This is a genomic window from Bradyrhizobium sp. LCT2 (genome assembly GCF_009931255.1).
Taxonomy (GTDB): Bacteria; Pseudomonadota; Alphaproteobacteria; order Rhizobiales; family Xanthobacteraceae; genus Bradyrhizobium; species Bradyrhizobium diazoefficiens.
The window spans coordinates 2,337,012-2,354,150 of sequence record NZ_CP034432.1; the positions used below are offsets into that span (position 1 = coordinate 2,337,012).

Below are 17,139 nucleotides of genomic sequence, written 5' to 3' on the forward strand. Positions count from 1 at the left end.
GAGCGCGTTTGATAAAGGCGCGCTCGAACCAAAGGCCAGCACCGAATGACGCGGCGAGCGCGAGGATGCAGGCGAAATAAGTATTCAGGAAATCCCAGCTAGCGCTGCCGGCTGTGACTGCGAGGAAAGTTCCTACCATGACAGTATTGCGAATGCTTCTGACCATGTTGGTCCTGTGTAATTAGCAGGCCCAACTTTAGCATTACAGTCAGGGCGATTATCGGCGCAAAGCAGCTGTCTCCTGCCGTCTTTCTGCTCAATCGGCTTTATGGTGAGCGAAGGTCCACTTGCGAACAGGTGGTCAGGTGGCAGGTAGTTGCGCCGACGAGCAGTATGCGCCTCGACCCGTGATAGTTACGCGCGCATGCCGCTTGTCTCGGGACCGACGTAAATTCAGCAGGAGGTGTGACTAGGAACTGTTCTCGGTTGGGACAGGCGCACTCAAAGTAGGGCATTTGCCCCGCTTCGAACGTTTACAGCGGCGCAAGAGCAGAGCGCATGGCGTGATCGTATCCATTTCCATAATTACCGCCATAATGGCTTTAACCGTCTTCAGGGCCATGCCAGCGAAACTCCGAGGCATAGCACGAGTCCGCATGATCATAGCCACGGTCTGCGATGGCGGACGTTAGTTGTTGGTTTCATGCATGGGACGGCTGGCTCTGCGGCACTGCCTGTTCTGGTCTCTCGAGCCCCCGAGCCATCGGACGGATTGCTCTACGTGCTTCCGTTCAGGCGAGCTTCAATGATTGGCCGTCTTGTCTTCAGTGATTGCGGCTCCGTTGGTCGTCAACAAGCCCCCTCAATTGCGTCAACCGCACCTTGCAGTTATCGACCTGCAAGCAGCGTCATGCCGGCGCCTCGCGCAAAGCGCGGACAGAGCTGGCACGCGCAGCGTCGCGAGGATGGCGGGAGGTGATGGGGCAGGAGCTTTTTCAGTCTTGCGTCAGCCCGAAGTCGCTCGCCAGGAACTGATCTTGTGTCCACTGCCTCAGCGCATCATCGTTGAGTGTCGAGTTGATTAGGGCATTCCACTTGTTACCTGCCTCTTTCCATTTCGTTTTCCGGTCCGGAAGGTCCCGCAGTAGCCGGAATGCGCTCGTTGCAATCTTGCTTGCCTCTTTACCTTCAGCAGCCTCGCGGATCACGTCCTTGAACATCTGCTCCGGAAAAATCCAGCCAGCGCTCGTGAAGCGGTCGGCAAACAGGTATTCGAATGAGGCCCGAAACGTGACGGCAGCTAAAGCATCCTCGTGTTCCGTGCCTGCACTACGCACGTCAAACCATTGCAGCAGCCTTCGAACAGCGGCAGCGGGAACAACCTGGCGATCACCGAGGGTCAGAGATACGAACATGTACGCGATGTCCGATTGAAGTTCTTTGTCCAGGGACACATACCAATCTTTGATCGCCTGAATAGGTGACATGAAAATGATCTCGAGAAAAGCCTGGGAGATAGCGGGTGCGCGATGTCGTATTCTTGTTCACGTACTACCACGGCTCTCAATGCAGCTTGATGGTCTCGTGAGATCCGTGCCTGACGCACCGCTCCGTCTTTGCCGTGCTGCATCGATGGTGGTGTCTCCGCAACCCGATCGCGCCTCGTTTGTCGCTGCAAAGCAACGGGCTCTGAACAGAGAAGATGAAGGCGGGAAAGAGGTGGTAAGTCCGACGGATGAAAACATTTCGAGCGGTTGTCCTCGCATCCGAGGGCGAAATCTTCTGACGATAGGTCTAATTTGCGCCACGGAGGACGGCGCCAAGGCACGCGCTGAGGATCTCTCCGAAGACGACCCTGTAGAACTCTGGGATAGCCAGCGCAGAGTAGCGCGCTTCGAATCGAAGTATTAGCCAAGTGTCTGCAACCGTCGCCACGGAATTGCCGAAAGCTATTGCTCGGGAACTGGATCGGTAAGGCGCTGGTCGGCCTGCCGCTCCAGCTGTTCTATGAGGCCGGAGAATAGGCCGAAATCCGGGCGCCGGCGCGGCTCAGCAAGTCGCGCCATTTGGGATGCAAACCTCGCGAGAGCGATTTCAAATCTAAGTAGCTGCATTGCGAGAAGATCGATAACTACCATATACGCGTGAATATATCCGCGCCCTTCAGCCTGCTAAGCTTACCTTTCTTATCAACGTAGAGCAGCGTCCAAGACGTTGGGATCTGAGACCCCTTAATTTTTCCAACCCAGCGGGTAAAGGAATTGCACTGGGAAAAAGTAACAACAAAATACAAGCCGGTCGGGCTAAGGGATCCCGATGCAGGATACGGGATGCCCTGGCACGCAAATCCTTGAGCATGGTTTGTGAAAATCCCTTGTATTGTCCCGCTATTGGCGGACCAAATATACAGTTCCGAACCTCGTTCATTTTTCCAGTATGAGGGAGCAGAAAGCCCTTGGGCCATGGCCTCAGCGGACAACAACAGGGATTGGACGAGCAGCAAAAGTCCCAGAAGTCTCTTCATATCGAAGCCCCAAAAGAGTCGCTTAAAGATCATGTAATTTTGTACAACTTGAGGTGACGTGCGCGGCTCTTATCTCGCATTCGTCAATGGAATCCGGCGCATATCCGCCAAGTCGCGTTGGATTGCGGCGCCTCGCACTCTCTCTTGCCCCCGATGCCGTTACCCGCGCATCAAATCCTACCCGTCAGCCGACGGCATGATGCACATGAGTGCATGGTTGATATGGGCGGCGCGGCGTTCAAGTGGGCAAAAGGCGGTTCAGGAGGTGCGAGATACGGCACAACTTCACCGCACCGTCTAGTGGCGATGAAGTCGGTGCGTAATTGTTCGAGCTTCGTACCACAGGCCTTTCGCGTTGCAGAACCGCATCTCAAAAGCTTCTGCAAGTGGCGTCGACACCAGCGAGCTTTTGGTCGTTCCCCACGCTGTCGGTGTCTGCTTGGCAACCAGTGTCGGGAAGCGGACATGGTGCTGCAGCCGGAGCAGCTGAAACTTGCGGCTCTTTAGCCGGCACGCTGTTTGCAGTGAGTGGTCCACAACATGGCGCAAGCTGCGCTATGTCATACGTTGCGTGCTTTCCGCCGCTGCTGCTTGACGCGCCAGGCGTGCGAGCGTGCCCGGCGATCTCATCGGGAGAAAGTCCATGAATACACCACCACTCTTCTCCGCGGTGTTGCCTTCGACTGCCAGCGCCACGTCCACGGCGCTTTCACAGGAGCGAACGACCTTGGCAACGACGAATGATCCATTCCTCTGGCTCGAGGACATCGAAGGACAAGGCGCATTGGCTTGGGCTCGCGCCGAGAACGAGAAGACGCTCAGGGTGCTACAGTCAGATCCTCGCTATCGGCACTTCTACGAACAGGCGCTCTCCATCCTGCAGGCCAAGGATCGGATCCCATATGTTTCATTGGAGCGGCGCGGTTTGGAGAATTTCTGGCAAGACGAGAACCAGGTGCGCGGCGTCTGGCGGCGCACCACGCTCGAGAGCTATCGTAGCCAAGACCCACAGTGGGAGACCATCCTCGACGTGGACGCCTTGGCCGTCACCGAGAACAGGAATTGGATTTTTCAAGGTGGCAGCTGCCTTCCGCCTGAAGGGCGTCTCTGCCTGATTAGTCTTTCCGATGGCGGCAAGGATGCCGCGTCCATACGAGAGTTCGACTGCGACGCCAAGACCTTCGTTGCGGACGGCTTTTATCTCCCAGAGGACAAGCAGCACGTGAGCTGGGTCGATGGTGACACACTCCTTGTTGCACGGGACTGGGGCGAGGGGACTTTGACACAGGCCGGCTACCCCTTTGTCGTGAAGGAGCTCAAACGCGCTCAGCCGCTCAGTGAGGCTCGCGAGATCTTTCGTGGCGAGCCCACCGACGTTGGGACGCAGCCCTTCGTGCTTCGTGACAGCGAGGGTCATATTCATGCGACCGGCGCGGCCCGCGGGATCAGCTCTTTCGAGTCCGAGTATGTGGTCTTCCGCCCCGATGGGCCCGTCAAGCTCAATCTGCCGAAGAAGGCCGCGATGATCGGAATAGTGGGTGATCGCCTGCTTGTGAAGCTTGATGAAGAATGGACGCCGCCCGGCGATATCAGCTTCGCCGCCGGATCGCTGATTTCTTATGACCTGGCTGAATGGAAACAGGACCCGCGGCGCGCCAAAGCCTCGCTTGTTTTCCAACCAGGGCCCCGCCAGGCCCTGAGCAGGGTAGGCGCCACAAAGAATTTGTTGATCATGACGATCCTCGAGAACGTTCAGAGCAGAGCGTTCGTTTGTAAGTACGATCAGGGAGCTTGGTCGGCGACGCCGATCCCGCTGCCGGAAAATACAAATGTCAGCCTGTCAACCGTCTCCGATGAAGCGGACCAGGCCATGTTCGCTGTCTCGAGCTATCTCAGACCAACGTCAGTCTGGTATTTTGATGCCGAAGGCAAAAACCTCGAGGAATTGAAGAAGACACCTTCTGCCTTCGATGCGTCCAACCATGTCGTGGAGCAGCTCGAAGCCACTTCGCGTGATGGCACGTCAATTCCCTATTTTCTGGTGCGGCCGAAGAACGCAAGGTTTGACGGCACAATCCCGACACTTCTCTATGGCTATGGCGGGTTCCAGATTCCGCTTTTGCCCTCTTATCTGGGACCGGTGGGGCGGCTATGGCTCGAACAGGGCAATGCCTGGGTCGTTGCGAACCTGCGCGGGGGCGGCGAGTTTGGCCCACAATGGCATCAAGCGGCCCAGGCGGCAACGAAGCAGACGACCTGGGATGATTTCATTGCCGTTGCCGAGGACCTGATCCGCCGGAAAATCACAAGTCCGCGCCGGCTAGGCGCGATTGGCGGCAGCCAGGGCGGCCTGCTCGTTGGCGCCGCAATCACCCAACGTCCCGAGCTCTTCAACGCGGCGATCATCCAGGTGCCGCTGTTTGACATGCTTCGATACACCAAACTGGGCGCGGGCGCCTCCTGGATCGGCGAGTACGGTGACCCCGCGATTGCCGAGCAGCGTGCCTGGATCGAAGGCTACTCGCCCTACCAGAAGCTGATGGCGGGCAAGACCTATCCCGCTCCCTTAATTCTTACCTCCACCAAGGACGACCGCGTGCATCCAGCGCACGGCCGCAAGGCTGCCGCGAAGCTCGACGCGCTGGGCCAGCCTTACTTCTATTACGAAAACATCGATGGGGGACACAGCGCCGCGGCCAATCTCATGGAATATGCGCGTCAACTGGCCCTTGAATACACCTATGCATCGAAGCGGCTGTGTTCTGAGTAAATTCTGTGGACGGCTGATCGAAGCAGATAAAATAGAGACCATTGTTATCTCAACGTCTTCACGTTGCTCAGCTGAATTCATCGAACCCAAGGCGAGAGAGCTGACGAGCCGCCGGCGGGCGCGATGAAGCTCGTAAGATGCGCAAGTTAACCGGTTTGAACAGCCTCCACCGGTGGCGAGCGAGTTTCCTGGCTTCCCAAACGCAACATGAGGAGGGGGCGGTATGTTGCAAGATGCGCTTGCCTGAGGATTGTCTCGGCAGACCCCTGTTCGTCCGACATGGCCCGGCGTGCGGCTGACGTCCAAAAGCGTACGGCTAAAGTGCAGCCCTGCGACTGTCTTCGTGCTTGAGTCTCGTAGCTTCAATGTGACCTTGCCCCTCGGGCTTAATCCAGTTTGAAGTTCGTTCTGGCCCAAGACGAGGACCAGAGCATGAAGCGCAAGCGGTTTACGGAAGAACAGATCATCGGGATTTTGAAGGAGCACGAAGCCGGGGTTCCGGTCGCCGATCTCTGCCGCAAGCATGGTGTCAGCGACGCCAGCATCTACAAATGGAAGGCCAGGTTCGGCGGGATGGACGTCTCGGAGGCCAAGCGACTGCGGTCGCTGGAGGACGAGAACACGAAGCTGAAGCGGCTTCTGGCAGACGCCATGTTGGACAATGCGGCGCTGAAGGATCTCCTGGGAAAGAAGTGGTGACGCCCGCGGGGAAGCGGAAAGCTGTCGCTCATCTGGTGGATGCCCATGGGATGAGTGAACGGCGGGCGTGTAAAGCCATCGGCTGCTGCCGCATGACCATGAGATACCGGACGACCCAGGCTGACGATGCCAGCCTTCGCCAGCGCATGAGGGCGATCGCCCAGGAGCGCCGCCGCTTCGGCTATCGGCGGCTGCATGTTCTGCTCAGGCGGGAGGGCTATCTGATCAACCACAAAAAGCTCTTCCGGCTCTATCGGGAAGAGAAGCTGACGGTGCGTCGCCGTGGTGGCCGCAAGCGGGCGATCGGGACCAGGGCGCCAATGCTGGTTCCGATGACGCCGAACGACCGGTGGTCGCTCGACTTTGTGTCGGATCAGCTGACCGACGGCCGCCGCTTCCGCATCCTGACTGTCGTCGATGATTGTACCCGTGAGTGCCTGGCGCTGGTGGCCGACACCTCGCTCTCCGGCGTCCGCGTGGCGCGGGAACTGGACCGGCTGATGATCGAGCGCGGCAAGCCCAGGACGGTGGTCAGCGACAACGGCAGCGAACTCACCAGCAACGCCATCCTGGTGTGGGCCGACCAAAGCCGTGTCGAATGGCACTACATCGCGCCGGGCAAACCCATGCAGAACGCCTTCATCGAGAGCTTCAACGGCCGGCTGCGGGATGAGCTGTTGAACGAGACGTTGTTCACGTCACTGGCACAAGCCCGCGTCACACTTGGATGTTGGCGGGCCGATTACAACGACACACGACCACACTCGCAGCTCGGATGGAGAACCCCGTCCGAGTTCGCGATGACATGCCACCCGCGCCGGGATCTGGCGCTGCGCTATGCCGAAGGCTCCGCGCCAGCCCCCGTCGCTGCCACCGCCCAACCGGGCAAATCCAACGGCACGGGCGAACTCAGGACTGGATAAAACTTGGGGGCAAGGTCAAATGCATGGCAGGGATTGATGATCCTGCTCCAGGCCGCGCGAAGGAGTTCACGGCCGCCCTGTTGTTCAACGTCGATCAATCCCATCCGCTCTAGCTTGGCTCCGGATGAGCGCGGCGTGTTCGAGGCTCTGCAATACTTCTGTAAGATAGCGCGCGACGAGTGAAGCGAAGGTCAAAACGTCATCCAGATCCTGAAGCCTCGAAGCGAAGTGTCGTCGACGTGAGGGCGCTTTCTGTCGTTTGCACAATGCGGCGGTAGCCAGAGCCACCGACAAAAAAAGAGCAGGTGACCAGCGCAGCGACGCCGGGCGACTCTTGCCGCCCATCTTGATTGCCGGGAAACTCTTCGCTAGATCACAAGGGTTCACTAAGGAGATGCCGCCGTGGCAATGGGTATTGTGAAGTGGTTCAATTCGACCAAGGGTTTTGGATTCATCAGGCCTGAGGACGGAGGTCCCGATGTCTTTGTGCACATCAGTGCCGTCGAAAAGGCCGGTTGCATCACCCTCGAAGAGGGGGCCCGGGTAAGTTATCAGCTCAAGGCCGGGCGTTCGGGCAAGATGTCAGCTGAGGATCTCCGGGTTGGCTGATCCGGTTCGCCTCCGGAAACTGATCTCTGCAAGGCGTGTTCTCGCACCTGTCCGGCGATGCCTTGTCAGGCGCGCCGGGCGTTTGACCGTCTCTTCCTGCCATGAGGCTGTCTCGCAAACCGCACAGCCCTCGGAGGCACGGCACGTGTCTTCCAGCTGACGTTTCCTGAAAGTGCTGGCCGGCGACCCCGCCAGGCGGGCTTCCGTTGCGGAAGTCCGACGGGCCGTGGAGATCCTGATGAACAGCGCCATGACTGGGCCGACGCATGAAGCGGCTGCCGCCGCGCGCCGGATCTTAAAATCTTTTCGGCGAAGTGTGTCTTCCCGATGCTCTCGGCTGGGAAATTACAGAAGAGGGGCGGCAATTCCTCTTGCGCTCGAAAAGGCCGTCGCGGATCAAAGAGAGCTGCCTCGATCAATCATAGATCCCTCGTCCGGCGACGTCGCTGCGCAAGCGGTCACGGATGCGGCAAAATCAATTATTCCTCCCGCAGTCGCCCTCAGAGGCCGCGAAGACGGCGCAGGAAAGGCGGACCCAGTCGACGTACAGCATGAAGGGTGTCTTCGATTGTTATCGCACGCCGAGGTGCGCGTCGCTTGACCTTGGTAAGAAAGATATCGTTCTTGCGCAGCATCGATCAAATTTGCGGTTGTTGATGGGTTCGGAACCCCGTGGGTCGGTCAAAATCCCCCGGGTATGGTCACTTGAAACTCCCCCACCTGATGATCGCCGTCAGCGCCGCTGAACAGCAGTAGCCGGTCAGGCAGGACGTTTATGTTCGACCCCTTTAGCCAGCAAGGGGCCGGGGAGTTGAACGTCTTGAAGCGACATCTGCAAAGCACGGTATTTACATTACTTGATCGCAACGCCAGCCAGCGCGAGATCCACAGGCTGACGGGGGTCGATCGCAAGACGATCCGGCGTTACCGGGCGCTGCGGGCTGGTGCGGAGGCAAATTCCCCCGGGGAAGTGACCACCGGCACGGTGAGCGCGGACGACCAAATTCCCCCACCCCGACCACCGGCTTTTGGGGTGTCGGAAGCGACAGCCGCCTGCAGCCTGGCCCGCTCGGCCTGCGAACCGCATCGGGCATGGATCGAAGAACAGGTCCGCCTGAAGCGGAATGCGCAGGCGATTTACCAGGACCTGGTCGATCGATTTGGCTTTCCGTCCAGCTATCAGAGCGTCAAGCGGTTTGTGCGCACGTTGCGACACAGCGATCCCGAGCAGTTTGATCGACTTGAGTTCCTGCCTGGCGAGGAGGCCCAGGTCGACTATGGCGAGGGCGCTCTGACGATTGATCCCAGGAGCGGCCGGTACCGCCGTCCCCGCCTGTTTGTGATGACGCTGCGCTACTCGCGGCGCAGCTTCCGGCGGGTGGTCTGGAAGTCCAGCCAACACGTCTGGGCGCAGCTCCACGAAGAGGCGTTCCGGTATTTTGGCGGGGTCCCCAGCTATGTCGTGCTCGACAATCTGAAGGAAGGCGTCCTCAAGCCGGATTTGTACGAGCCCGAGCTCAACCCGATTTACAGCGCGATGCTGGCTCATTACGCCGTGGTCGCCGATCCCGCGCGGGTGGCCGATCCCAATCGGAAAGGCTGCGTCGAGAGTGCGATTCAACATACCCAGGGCACCGCGCTGGCCGGACGGCGCTTCGAGACACTGGAAGCCCAGAACGAGTTCCTGAGGCACTGGGAGGAGAATTGGGCCTCCAAGCGCATCCACGGCAGCACGCGCCGTCAGGTCGAGGCGATGTTCCAGGAAGAGAAGCCGCACCTGCGGCCGCTGCCTGTCGCTCCCTTCCGCATCTTCACCGAAGTCGTCCGGACTGTCTGCGACGACACCACCGTACGCGTCGACAACAGCTATTACGCCGCGCGGCCCGCGCCGATCGGCAGTCAGGTCGTGGTGCGGATCTACGCCTCCACGATCGAGATCCGTGATCGCCACACCCGTGCGCTGCTGCGTGTTCATTCCCGGATGACGCACCCCGGTTCTGTTGTCCTGCCGACCAGCGAACGGCCGTTCAATCCGTCGCGGCAAACCGCCGTGCTGCTGGCGAGCGCCGAGCGCATCGGGCCGCAGACCAGGGCGCTATGCCAGCAAGTGTTCGACACCGAGGGGCGCCCCGGACAGCGCGCGATGTGGGGCATTGTCGGGCTGGGCCGGAAGTATCCGGCGCGGCTGGTCGAGCAGGCCTGCGCGCACGCCATCGACAACCGCATCTACCGCTACAAGCACGTGCGTGCGACCGTCGAGCGGTTGTTCGAACAGGCGATTGAGCAGGTTGGAGTGACGCCACAGCCGGCATCGCCGCTCACCCAGGATCATCCGCTGATCCGTACCCCCGCGGAATACGGCGACCTCTTCAGCCGCGCTGTGCGGCGCGACGCCGACGATAATGGTCGGCAGGCCGAGGCTCACGACGATCACGCCACGGCAATCCGCGCTCGTGTCGCCTGCGCAACCCCGGCCAGCTCCGGCGCCACGAGCGCTCCCGCTGCACCTTCTCACCTTAAACTGGAGACCTAGCCACATGATGACCATGCCGGAAATTGAGCGTTGCCTACGACAGCTGCGCCTGTCGGGTGTCCGCGACACGCTGCAGACGCGCGTGCTCCAGGCGCAGGGCGCCAACCAGCCCTTCCTCGAGACCTTCTCCCTTATCCTGCAGGATGAACTGGACCGTCGTCAGTCCCGTCTTATCGAGCGGCGATACCAGCAATCCGGGCTCGACGAAAAGCTGACGCTCGCCGAGTTCGACTGGTCCTTCAATCCCAAACTGCCACGTCAGACCTGCTTCCAGCTCCACACCCTGGCGTTCATTGCCGCTGGCGAGAACGCTCTGCTTGTCGGCAAACCTGGCACCGGGAAGTCGCACATCGCCAAGGCGATTGCCTATCAGGCGATCCTGCAAAGCCACAAGGTCCAGTATCTTGAGACCGACGACTTCTTCCACCGCTACGCCCTGAACTCTCCGGCACAACGCGAGGTCCGGCTGCGAACCATCATCGACTGCGATCTCCTCGTGCTGGACGATCTATTCCTCGCACGCGCCATCCCCGACGACGCCGGCACTTTGCTGCAGACCCTGATCCATCAGCGCTACAAACTGCGCCGCAGCGTCATCGTCACCTCCAATCGCGTCGTGCAGGATTGGGGGGCATACCTTGGGGACAACACTATGAGCACGACGATCCTCGATCGCCTTATGCATCATTGCCATCTGCTTGAGTTCGACGGACGCAGCTATCGGCTCAAAGAAGCCGCTGAAGCTCTTGCCCGGGAAACAAACTCAAACTAACAGTCCCTTGTCCTGCCTCGCGGGTGGAGGAATTTGACTGACCACACCCGGAGGAATTTGAAGTGACCCGCGGGGTTCGGAATGATTATCAATTTTTCGGCCGGCGAAAGTGCCTGCGTAATCCATCGCTAGATAACGCTGTGATCCGATGTAGCCCATGTCACTGTGCTGTGCGTGCGAGGCATCATAGGGAAGGGACGTAGCTTGACGGGCCGGCTCTTCATCGCCCCTTGCTGAATGGTTCACGGCAGATCGTTCCGCCGAACGTGTCAAACGCTATCCGGAACTGCCTCCCGCATCGCCTCACTAAAAATGTTACCGGACAACTTCCCTGTCGTGCCTGGGGCGGAGCTGCCGAATCGGCAGGAAAGATCAGCATGCGCGCAAAGCGCGAGATCACATCAGCGCTGGCGGAACGTTACCGGGCGTGCCGCGGCGCCGGACCTACGGTGCTTCCATTCGGGTTGGAGGACGCCGACGGCGGGCAGGCGTTTCATGGTCATCCGGGTCATCAAGCAGTTTTTCCGCAATCACATAGATCGTCGGGAGTGTGATCGACAATCCATTGGAGCCCGGCCCTCCCTGTTGCCCCGCCTGGGATTCTGAATCTCGCCGTGCTCGTGCGCGGAATCGATGGAGGCGCAGGCGGGCAAGGCGTCCGAGGTGGTGATGGCGGCCATGCCAGAAACGGAAAAGAAGGCGCAACTGGTCCGTTTGATCGCCACGACGGACCCGGGCTTGCAGGAGATGGTGGCACTGCGGGCCGAGGAGGGCGTGGCGGCAACGGCGGTGCCGGTGCGACACTCGTATTCGTATCGCTTAAGCGGGGAACTGATACGTTCAGCTACGCTCGCGTCAACAACCAGGGTGGTTCGGGTGGGACTGCCGGTCGAGGTGGAGCGCCGGGCATTCCCGAAGGCGGCGGCTCCGGCGCGCGTCGAAATTTTTAAACGCACAGAGCAGGGCCGCCTAAGCGGCCGGCCGCCGTCCGCTGCGCGGCCAGTTGCGCCACCAGCTTGTCGGGCAGGGCCCTGCCGGGCTCGCCCTCGGACGCCTCCGGCTCGGCCTCTCGTCGCTGGGAAATGGGGCGCCTCATCCTCCTTGCGCATGAACCCGTGCTCCAGCCCTACGCCACCCTCGTAGCCGAGCGACGCGAACGCCCCGCCCGCCGCCATATCTGCCGGGTCGTAGACCGGTTCATCCTCAAGGCGTCCATCTCCGCCTCCAATTGATTGAAGCGAACCTGCATCGCCCTGCAGGCGCCGGGGCCGCCCCTTAGTTGTTTCGTACGCGCGCGGAACGCGTGCGGCTTCGATCCAAATGCTTAGCATGCTGCGGAAATGCCGTTTGAGGCTTCCAATTTCCTTCACAATCTTGTCGCGGGTGTGCGCAACCGTTGTTAACTTTGGGACGATAATAACTCGATCGTTGACGATATCATTTCGGATATGCGGAAGTTGCGGCTTCTTCAGGTTCTGCATCACGCATGAAGGCAACAGCCAGCCCGATGCCGATAAGACCAATTAGGATCGATGCCGCAGCCAGGGACGTGACGCCGCTAGTCTCGACAAGGATGCCGCCGAGAAAAGCCCCAATGGCGATCCCCGCGAAGGTGGTCGAGCTGTTCATTGCCAGCACCAGCTTCGACCTATCTCCGGCCAGACCGAGAAGCCGGTGGTGGATCGGGACCAGATACATGTAGCTCACGTTACCCCAAAAGAAGGCGATGAGCACGGTGAGGGCGCCATGCTGTCCGAACGCAACCAAACCTACGAGCAGGATGAGTTGTGCGCCTACAACCGCGATGAGAACTTTATACGGGCCAAAACGGTCGGTCAGAACGCCGCACGCAGCGTTTCCCGTCACGGCTCCGAAACCGTAGGCAAAGAGTGCGGCTGAGAGCAGCGGCACCCCGGCAAGCAGAGAACCGATGATGAAGACGCTCACATAGGAGTAAACGATGAACTCGGAAACGACGATGAATAGCGTCACGGAAAGGATACCGTAGATGGTCTTGGAGAGGCCTTTCGAGATTGGGCCGTCTCCGCGCTCCGGCGCCTTGGTAGCTATTCCGGACATCATCGGGGCGAAGATTATCAATGCGAGAAGCCCGGCAATGACGACGAAACCGAATGAGAAGCGCCAGCCGATAGCATCTGCGATCCAGCTTGTGGCAGGAACGCCCGCAACCTGTGAAACAGTCATGCCGCCAAAGATGAGAGACAACGCGAACCCTTTGCGGGCTGGCGGCAGGAGCTCCACGGCCAGTGCGGTAGCCGACGGGGTGAACATCGCCGCGCCGTAGGCCGAAATGACGCGGCCTGCAGCTAGGGTTAGGAAGTTCGGAGCGATCGCGCAGATCAGGTTACCGATGATGAAGATCGAAACGGACAGAATCTGAACATTATGGCCGCTCATGGCCTTGAACATCCAGGCATTCAGCGGCGCGAAGACGGCGTAGCAGAGCGCGTAAATCGAGATCAGCCGACCCGCCGCGCCGGTTGAAATCGCAAAATCACGCGAGATTACATCGAGCGCTCCAATGATGACAAACGTGTCCAGGCCGATAGCGAACGCAGCGATCGTCAGAGCAGCAATGACAAGTTTCGTTCGCGCGTCAGGAGGGGATGAGGTCATGACGGTGCTCGTTCATGTTGTAGTGATATGTTCAAGGCAGCACGCCATGCAACTCAGGATAGAGGCTGGCGATGATCGTACCTGAGTAGCGGGGACGTGGGCCGTATAGCAGCCACGTCGTCACCACCTCACCGATTTTCTGCAGATCTCGAGCTTGTGCGATGTTCGAGCGCCGCTCTGCTGTAAGCAACCCCCGCATCATACACGCCTTCAAGGAGTTTTTTCCCGCCAACCGGCTTTGTTGTTTCGAAATTCAGCTTATTCCATGCCTTTGGTCGATATACCCCACCGTCGGCTCGGGGAGTCCCGGCGTCCGGGGCTCCTTCCGTGCGCGGCATATCTTGTGGCAAGCTCTGTGATTTCTGGCTCTTGTGGATGCGGCGTGAGCTGAAGTGCATCAAGGTAGTCCGGATCATGAAGGGTTCTCAAGACTGACACCACCTCGTCTGCGACGTTTTCAGAGGGCGAGACAAATTGGACGCCGGATGAGCCCTCCAATCCGGTCCGGATCTCGTGGAGTCGATCCTCCACTTCCCTTGACGGCTTAATCGTTCCCGCCGCATTGGCGATAAGGCCCCAGGGCTCGATGGCGCCGGAGTCATGTGTACGGTTAGCCAGGCCACGGAGCTTTCCGTCTTCTCCGCTCTCCAGCCGATGTGAAACCCATGCTTTCATAGAAGTGTTGCAGTTACGGCGAGTTCGTCGGTGAGTTGATGGCCAGCTACACATTTCGCTACACGACGAGGCCACGATGCTGCCGCTTATCTGCTGTCTTCCTCATTGAACACGCTACCTCGGATTGCGCGCTTCAGCTATCTTTGCCCTCGCTGACGCGATCTTATCGCTACGGTCGCGTTCGCATCATCGGGGCCATGACTAGCGTTAGCACGTTCTCACACACCAACGCACCGCTCAAAAATGGTGAGAGCATTCTGGCGGACGCCGGCAAGATCTTCTCTTTATTGAGCGCTGCCATACTGAGCACTGCTATGGACGTGGTTGCGGCTCTGGCTGTCTTGTTCAAGACGTCGGTGGTTTCAGGCGCGACAACAGGGACGCCTGCAACCAGGTGCTGCGGGAAAGTCTACATCGTTTCTTCATAAAACCCTTCAAGCGGCATTGGCTGCTTGGAGATGTGATGATACCACTTGTGACCATGATGCTCGTTCGGCACCCGATCCAGGTGTTCAGATGAACTTGCCCGCGCTGTTTGCCGCGCTCGATGTCGCTTCCGCTTTGTCATTGGCAAATGCTACAAGCGCCATCGGGCGGTCGAGTTCTTGAAGTTACTCAAAGAGATCGACGCTCAAATCCCTGAGGGGTTCGCTGTCCATATCGTCATGGACATGTGTGGACGCCCCCGTTGGTGCAAGAAGAATCTTTCGAAGAGTGCGGAGCGTGGTCGGGTGCTGACATGTGTCCGGCCTTTTGTTGCGGCTGTCACATGCCGCTGGCCCGTATGGGAGTTCGCGGAACGGGTCCAATTCAACTTCGCGTGCTCGAGGCGCGTATCCATGATCTGGTTTTCCCATTCCTGTCTCGTGACCGTGCGCCATACTCTCCGGTTGACCTTCTCACACTCACGGTCCCTGCCGCGGAACTACTTCGCCGCAGCCGGAGCCCGATAGGTTCCGCCTCTCGCCATCAATGCCCAGACGATGCGCGCCATCTTGTTAGCGAGGGCGACGATCACCAGCATGGGCGGCTTGAGGGCAAGCATGCGCGCAAGCCAAGAATCCGCTGTCGAGCCTTTGCGCATTGCCCAGCGCACGGCCGCGCTCGCGCCGATGATCAGCAGTCGTCGCAGGGTTCGTTCGCCCATTCGTGACGTCTTGCCGAGCTTCTGCTTGCCTCCGGTGGAGCGCTGCAGCGGGGTAAGCCCCAGCCATGCCGCAAAGTCGCGTCCCCTCTTGAAGGCCTGGGCTGTCGGCGCCAGGGCAACGAGCGCCGTAGCCGTGATCGGCCCAATTCCTGGGATCGTCATTAGCCGCTTCGCTTCGGCATCCTCCTTGGCGCGGCGGGCGAGCTCTCGGTCGAGCAGCGCCACCTTCTCGTTCAGGGATCGCAACAGCTCGACGAGCAGCCGTAGGATCGGTCTAGCCAACTCAGGAATGTCGGTATCATGGCTGATGATCACGGAAACGAGTTTGGCAACATGGGAGGGACCTTGCGCCGCTACCACCCCAAATTCGGTCAGATGGCCGCGGAGCGCATTGATGGTTTGGGTGCGCTGACGCACCAGGAGGTCGCGGGCGCGAAACACAATGGCCGCGGCCTGTTGCTCCTCGCTCTTCACCGCCACGAAACGCATCGTCGGCCGCTGGGCGGCTTCGCAGATTGCTTCCGCATCGGCGGCATCATTCTTCTGCCGCTTTACGAAAGGCTTTACATAGTCTGGCGCAATGAGTCGCACCGCATGCCCTAATCTCCCGATCTCGCGCCCCCAGTAGTGGCTGCTGGCGCAGGCCTCCATGGCGACCGTGCACGTCGGCTGCGCGGCAAGACATTTAAGCACCTGCTCCCGGCGCAGCTTCTTGCGGAAGAGCACCGTTCCTGATCCATCCGCGCCGTGCATCTGGAACACATTCTTCGCCAGATCCAACCCGATTATGCTAACTTCCGACATAGACGCCTCCGTTCAAGTGATAGTCAACGATACCACTTTGGCACAGCGATGCCGTGAGGGGGCGTCCACCCCATCAACTAGCCACCCACAAGACACCCAAGATCAAGCGTGGCTCGCTCGCCGGCCGCACTAATGTCCACTTCACGCCGACTTCCGCGTCATGGATCAATCAGATCGCCGGATCGGGGTCGACTTCACACGCGAAATGGAAAAGCTTTGGTTACATCCCAGCCGTTGTGTCGGGATTCCCACCCCGTTCGTCGTCGACCGTGACGGCCGCATCGCCTTTGTCGGTTTGACGATGCAACTCGATGACGTTCTACCCAAAGTTCTGACCGGCAGCTGGCGCACCAGCGATGAAGCTAAAGCCGCCGAGACACAGCGGATCGCCCGAGACAAGCGCATAAGGGGCGAAACGGCGCGCAAGAGCTGATACCACGCATCGTGATCCCGGTTTGGATCCGCCACTGGTCCGTCCGCGCCACGTTTGTGCTCAACAGGTTTTATCGGGCCAACGGCGGCCGAGCCGTCCCTACCCGCAGCCTTACCGCCAAGTACGGCGGCTTGCGCGACGAGAACGGCTCGGTAACCATGGCTTGATCGACCAGGCGGGCAAGGTCGCAATTGCGTCGCGCCTCACATCCGATCCTTCACGGCCTCGCTCCTGCATTCGCCAGGAGCACTCTTCTCTGAAGAGATTCGAGCTATCAATAATGTGACGAACTTGCGTTCCAGATGACTAGCTAGCACTACTTTGGGTGCGCCGGGAGACCGGCAAGGAATAGATGGTGGAAGTCCATTGCGATGAAGGTGTAGCGAACCACATCGGCCCCGAGCCGTGCGCAGGCGTCCGCGAGGGTGTCGGCGAAGCGTCGGTAGGGGAGCATGCAGGCCAGCCATTGAGCCGCGAAACAGTGTTATCTCGGGAGCCGACGCTGTCCAAAGAGCGGAAGGCAATATGGGCGAGTGCGCAAGCGCGAGCACCCGTCCAACCCGGCGTGGTCGTAGACCCTGGCATGTATGGAAGCTCCTTGTACGGGAACCGGGATATCTCCGGGTCGGCCATCTTCCTTCTCGGAGGAGATGGTCCGCAGCGGGAAGGCGAG

Annotated in this window: 9 protein-coding genes and 3 pseudogenes; 8 read left to right on the plus strand and 4 right to left on the minus strand. The window is 59.6% G+C overall.

The window, feature by feature from the left end:
• Positions 1-935: 935 nt before the first annotated feature.
• Complete coding sequence (locus EI171_RS11605) at positions 936-1,427, minus strand: hypothetical protein (protein ID WP_161533391.1); 492 nt, start codon at positions 1,425-1,427, stop codon at positions 936-938.
• Positions 1,428-2,071: 644 nt separating this feature from the next.
• On the minus strand, positions 2,072-2,497 hold the full coding sequence (locus EI171_RS11610; protein ID WP_371740506.1) for an avidin/streptavidin family protein: 426 nt from the start codon (positions 2,495-2,497) through the stop codon (positions 2,072-2,074).
• 610 nt (positions 2,498-3,107) lie between these two features.
• On the opposite strand from EI171_RS11610, the gene EI171_RS11615 reads away from it, so the two are divergent.
• The 6 genes and pseudogenes from EI171_RS11615 (at position 3,108) to istB (ending at position 10,770) form a co-directional block, all read left to right on the plus strand.
• Positions 3,108-5,234, plus strand: coding sequence for a prolyl oligopeptidase family protein (locus EI171_RS11615; RefSeq protein WP_161533393.1), 2,127 nt, complete (start codon positions 3,108-3,110; stop codon positions 5,232-5,234).
• 432 nt (positions 5,235-5,666) lie between these two features.
• Positions 5,667-5,819: pseudogene (locus tag EI171_RS45555) on the plus strand (transposase); the annotation flags it as partial.
• On the plus strand, positions 5,786-6,856 hold the full coding sequence (locus EI171_RS11620; protein ID WP_246740377.1) for an IS3 family transposase: 1,071 nt from the start codon (positions 5,786-5,788) through the stop codon (positions 6,854-6,856). The pseudogene EI171_RS45555 and the gene EI171_RS11620, both read left to right, overlap by 34 nt.
• Positions 6,857-7,258: 402 nt before the next feature.
• The gene (locus EI171_RS11625) at positions 7,259-7,465 is read left to right on the plus strand and encodes a cold-shock protein (RefSeq protein WP_161533394.1); all 207 of its coding nucleotides are present in this window, start codon (positions 7,259-7,261) and stop codon (positions 7,463-7,465) included.
• 775 nt (positions 7,466-8,240) lie between these two features.
• On the plus strand, positions 8,241-9,998 hold the full coding sequence (istA, locus tag EI171_RS11630) for an IS21 family transposase (RefSeq protein WP_161532270.1): 1,758 nt from the start codon (positions 8,241-8,243) through the stop codon (positions 9,996-9,998).
• Positions 9,999-10,002: 4 nt separating this feature from the next.
• Entirely contained in the window at positions 10,003-10,770 is a 768-nt protein-coding gene (gene istB / locus EI171_RS11635) for an IS21-like element IS1631 family helper ATPase IstB (RefSeq protein ID WP_038952109.1), read from the plus strand.
• 1,437 nt (positions 10,771-12,207) lie between these two features.
• On the opposite strand, the gene EI171_RS11640 is transcribed toward istB, so the two are convergent.
• A complete protein-coding gene (locus tag EI171_RS11640; protein ID WP_161533395.1) occupies positions 12,208-13,407 on the minus strand; it encodes an MFS transporter in 1,200 nt (399 codons plus the stop codon).
• Between the two features lie 1,203 nt (positions 13,408-14,610).
• Here EI171_RS11640 and EI171_RS11645 point away from each other — a divergent pair.
• Positions 14,611-14,753, plus strand: a pseudogene (locus tag EI171_RS11645) (IS630 family transposase); the annotation flags it as partial.
• Between the two features lie 254 nt (positions 14,754-15,007).
• On the opposite strand, the gene EI171_RS11650 reads toward EI171_RS11645, so the two are convergent.
• Positions 15,008-16,033 (minus strand): IS110 family transposase, encoded by a 1,026-nt coding sequence (locus EI171_RS11650; RefSeq protein WP_161533396.1) that lies wholly within the window; start codon positions 16,031-16,033, stop codon positions 15,008-15,010.
• Between the two features lie 166 nt (positions 16,034-16,199).
• Between EI171_RS11650 and EI171_RS11655 the strand changes: the two are divergent.
• Positions 16,200-16,433: pseudogene (locus EI171_RS11655) on the plus strand (TlpA family protein disulfide reductase); the annotation flags it as partial.
• Positions 16,434-17,139: the final 706 nt, after the last annotated feature.

Coding starts and splice junctions, on each gene's coding strand:
- EI171_RS11605 (WP_161533391.1), bottom strand. CDS start 1,427: ATGTCACCTATTCAGGCGATCAAAGATTGGTATGTGTCCCTGGACAAA.
- EI171_RS11610 (WP_371740506.1), bottom strand. CDS start 2,497: ATGATCTTTAAGCGACTCTTTTGGGGCTTCGATATGAAGAGACTTCTG.
- EI171_RS11615 (WP_161533393.1), top strand. CDS start 3,108: ATGAATACACCACCACTCTTCTCCGCGGTGTTGCCTTCGACTGCCAGC.
- EI171_RS11620 (WP_246740377.1), top strand. CDS start 5,786: ATGGAAGGCCAGGTTCGGCGGGATGGACGTCTCGGAGGCCAAGCGACT.
- istA (WP_161532270.1), top strand. CDS start 8,241: ATGTTCGACCCCTTTAGCCAGCAAGGGGCCGGGGAGTTGAACGTCTTG.
- istB (WP_038952109.1), top strand. CDS start 10,003: ATGATGACCATGCCGGAAATTGAGCGTTGCCTACGACAGCTGCGCCTG.
- EI171_RS11640 (WP_161533395.1), bottom strand. CDS start 13,407: ATGACCTCATCCCCTCCTGACGCGCGAACGAAACTTGTCATTGCTGCT.
- EI171_RS11650 (WP_161533396.1), bottom strand. CDS start 16,033: ATGTCGGAAGTTAGCATAATCGGGTTGGATCTGGCGAAGAATGTGTTC.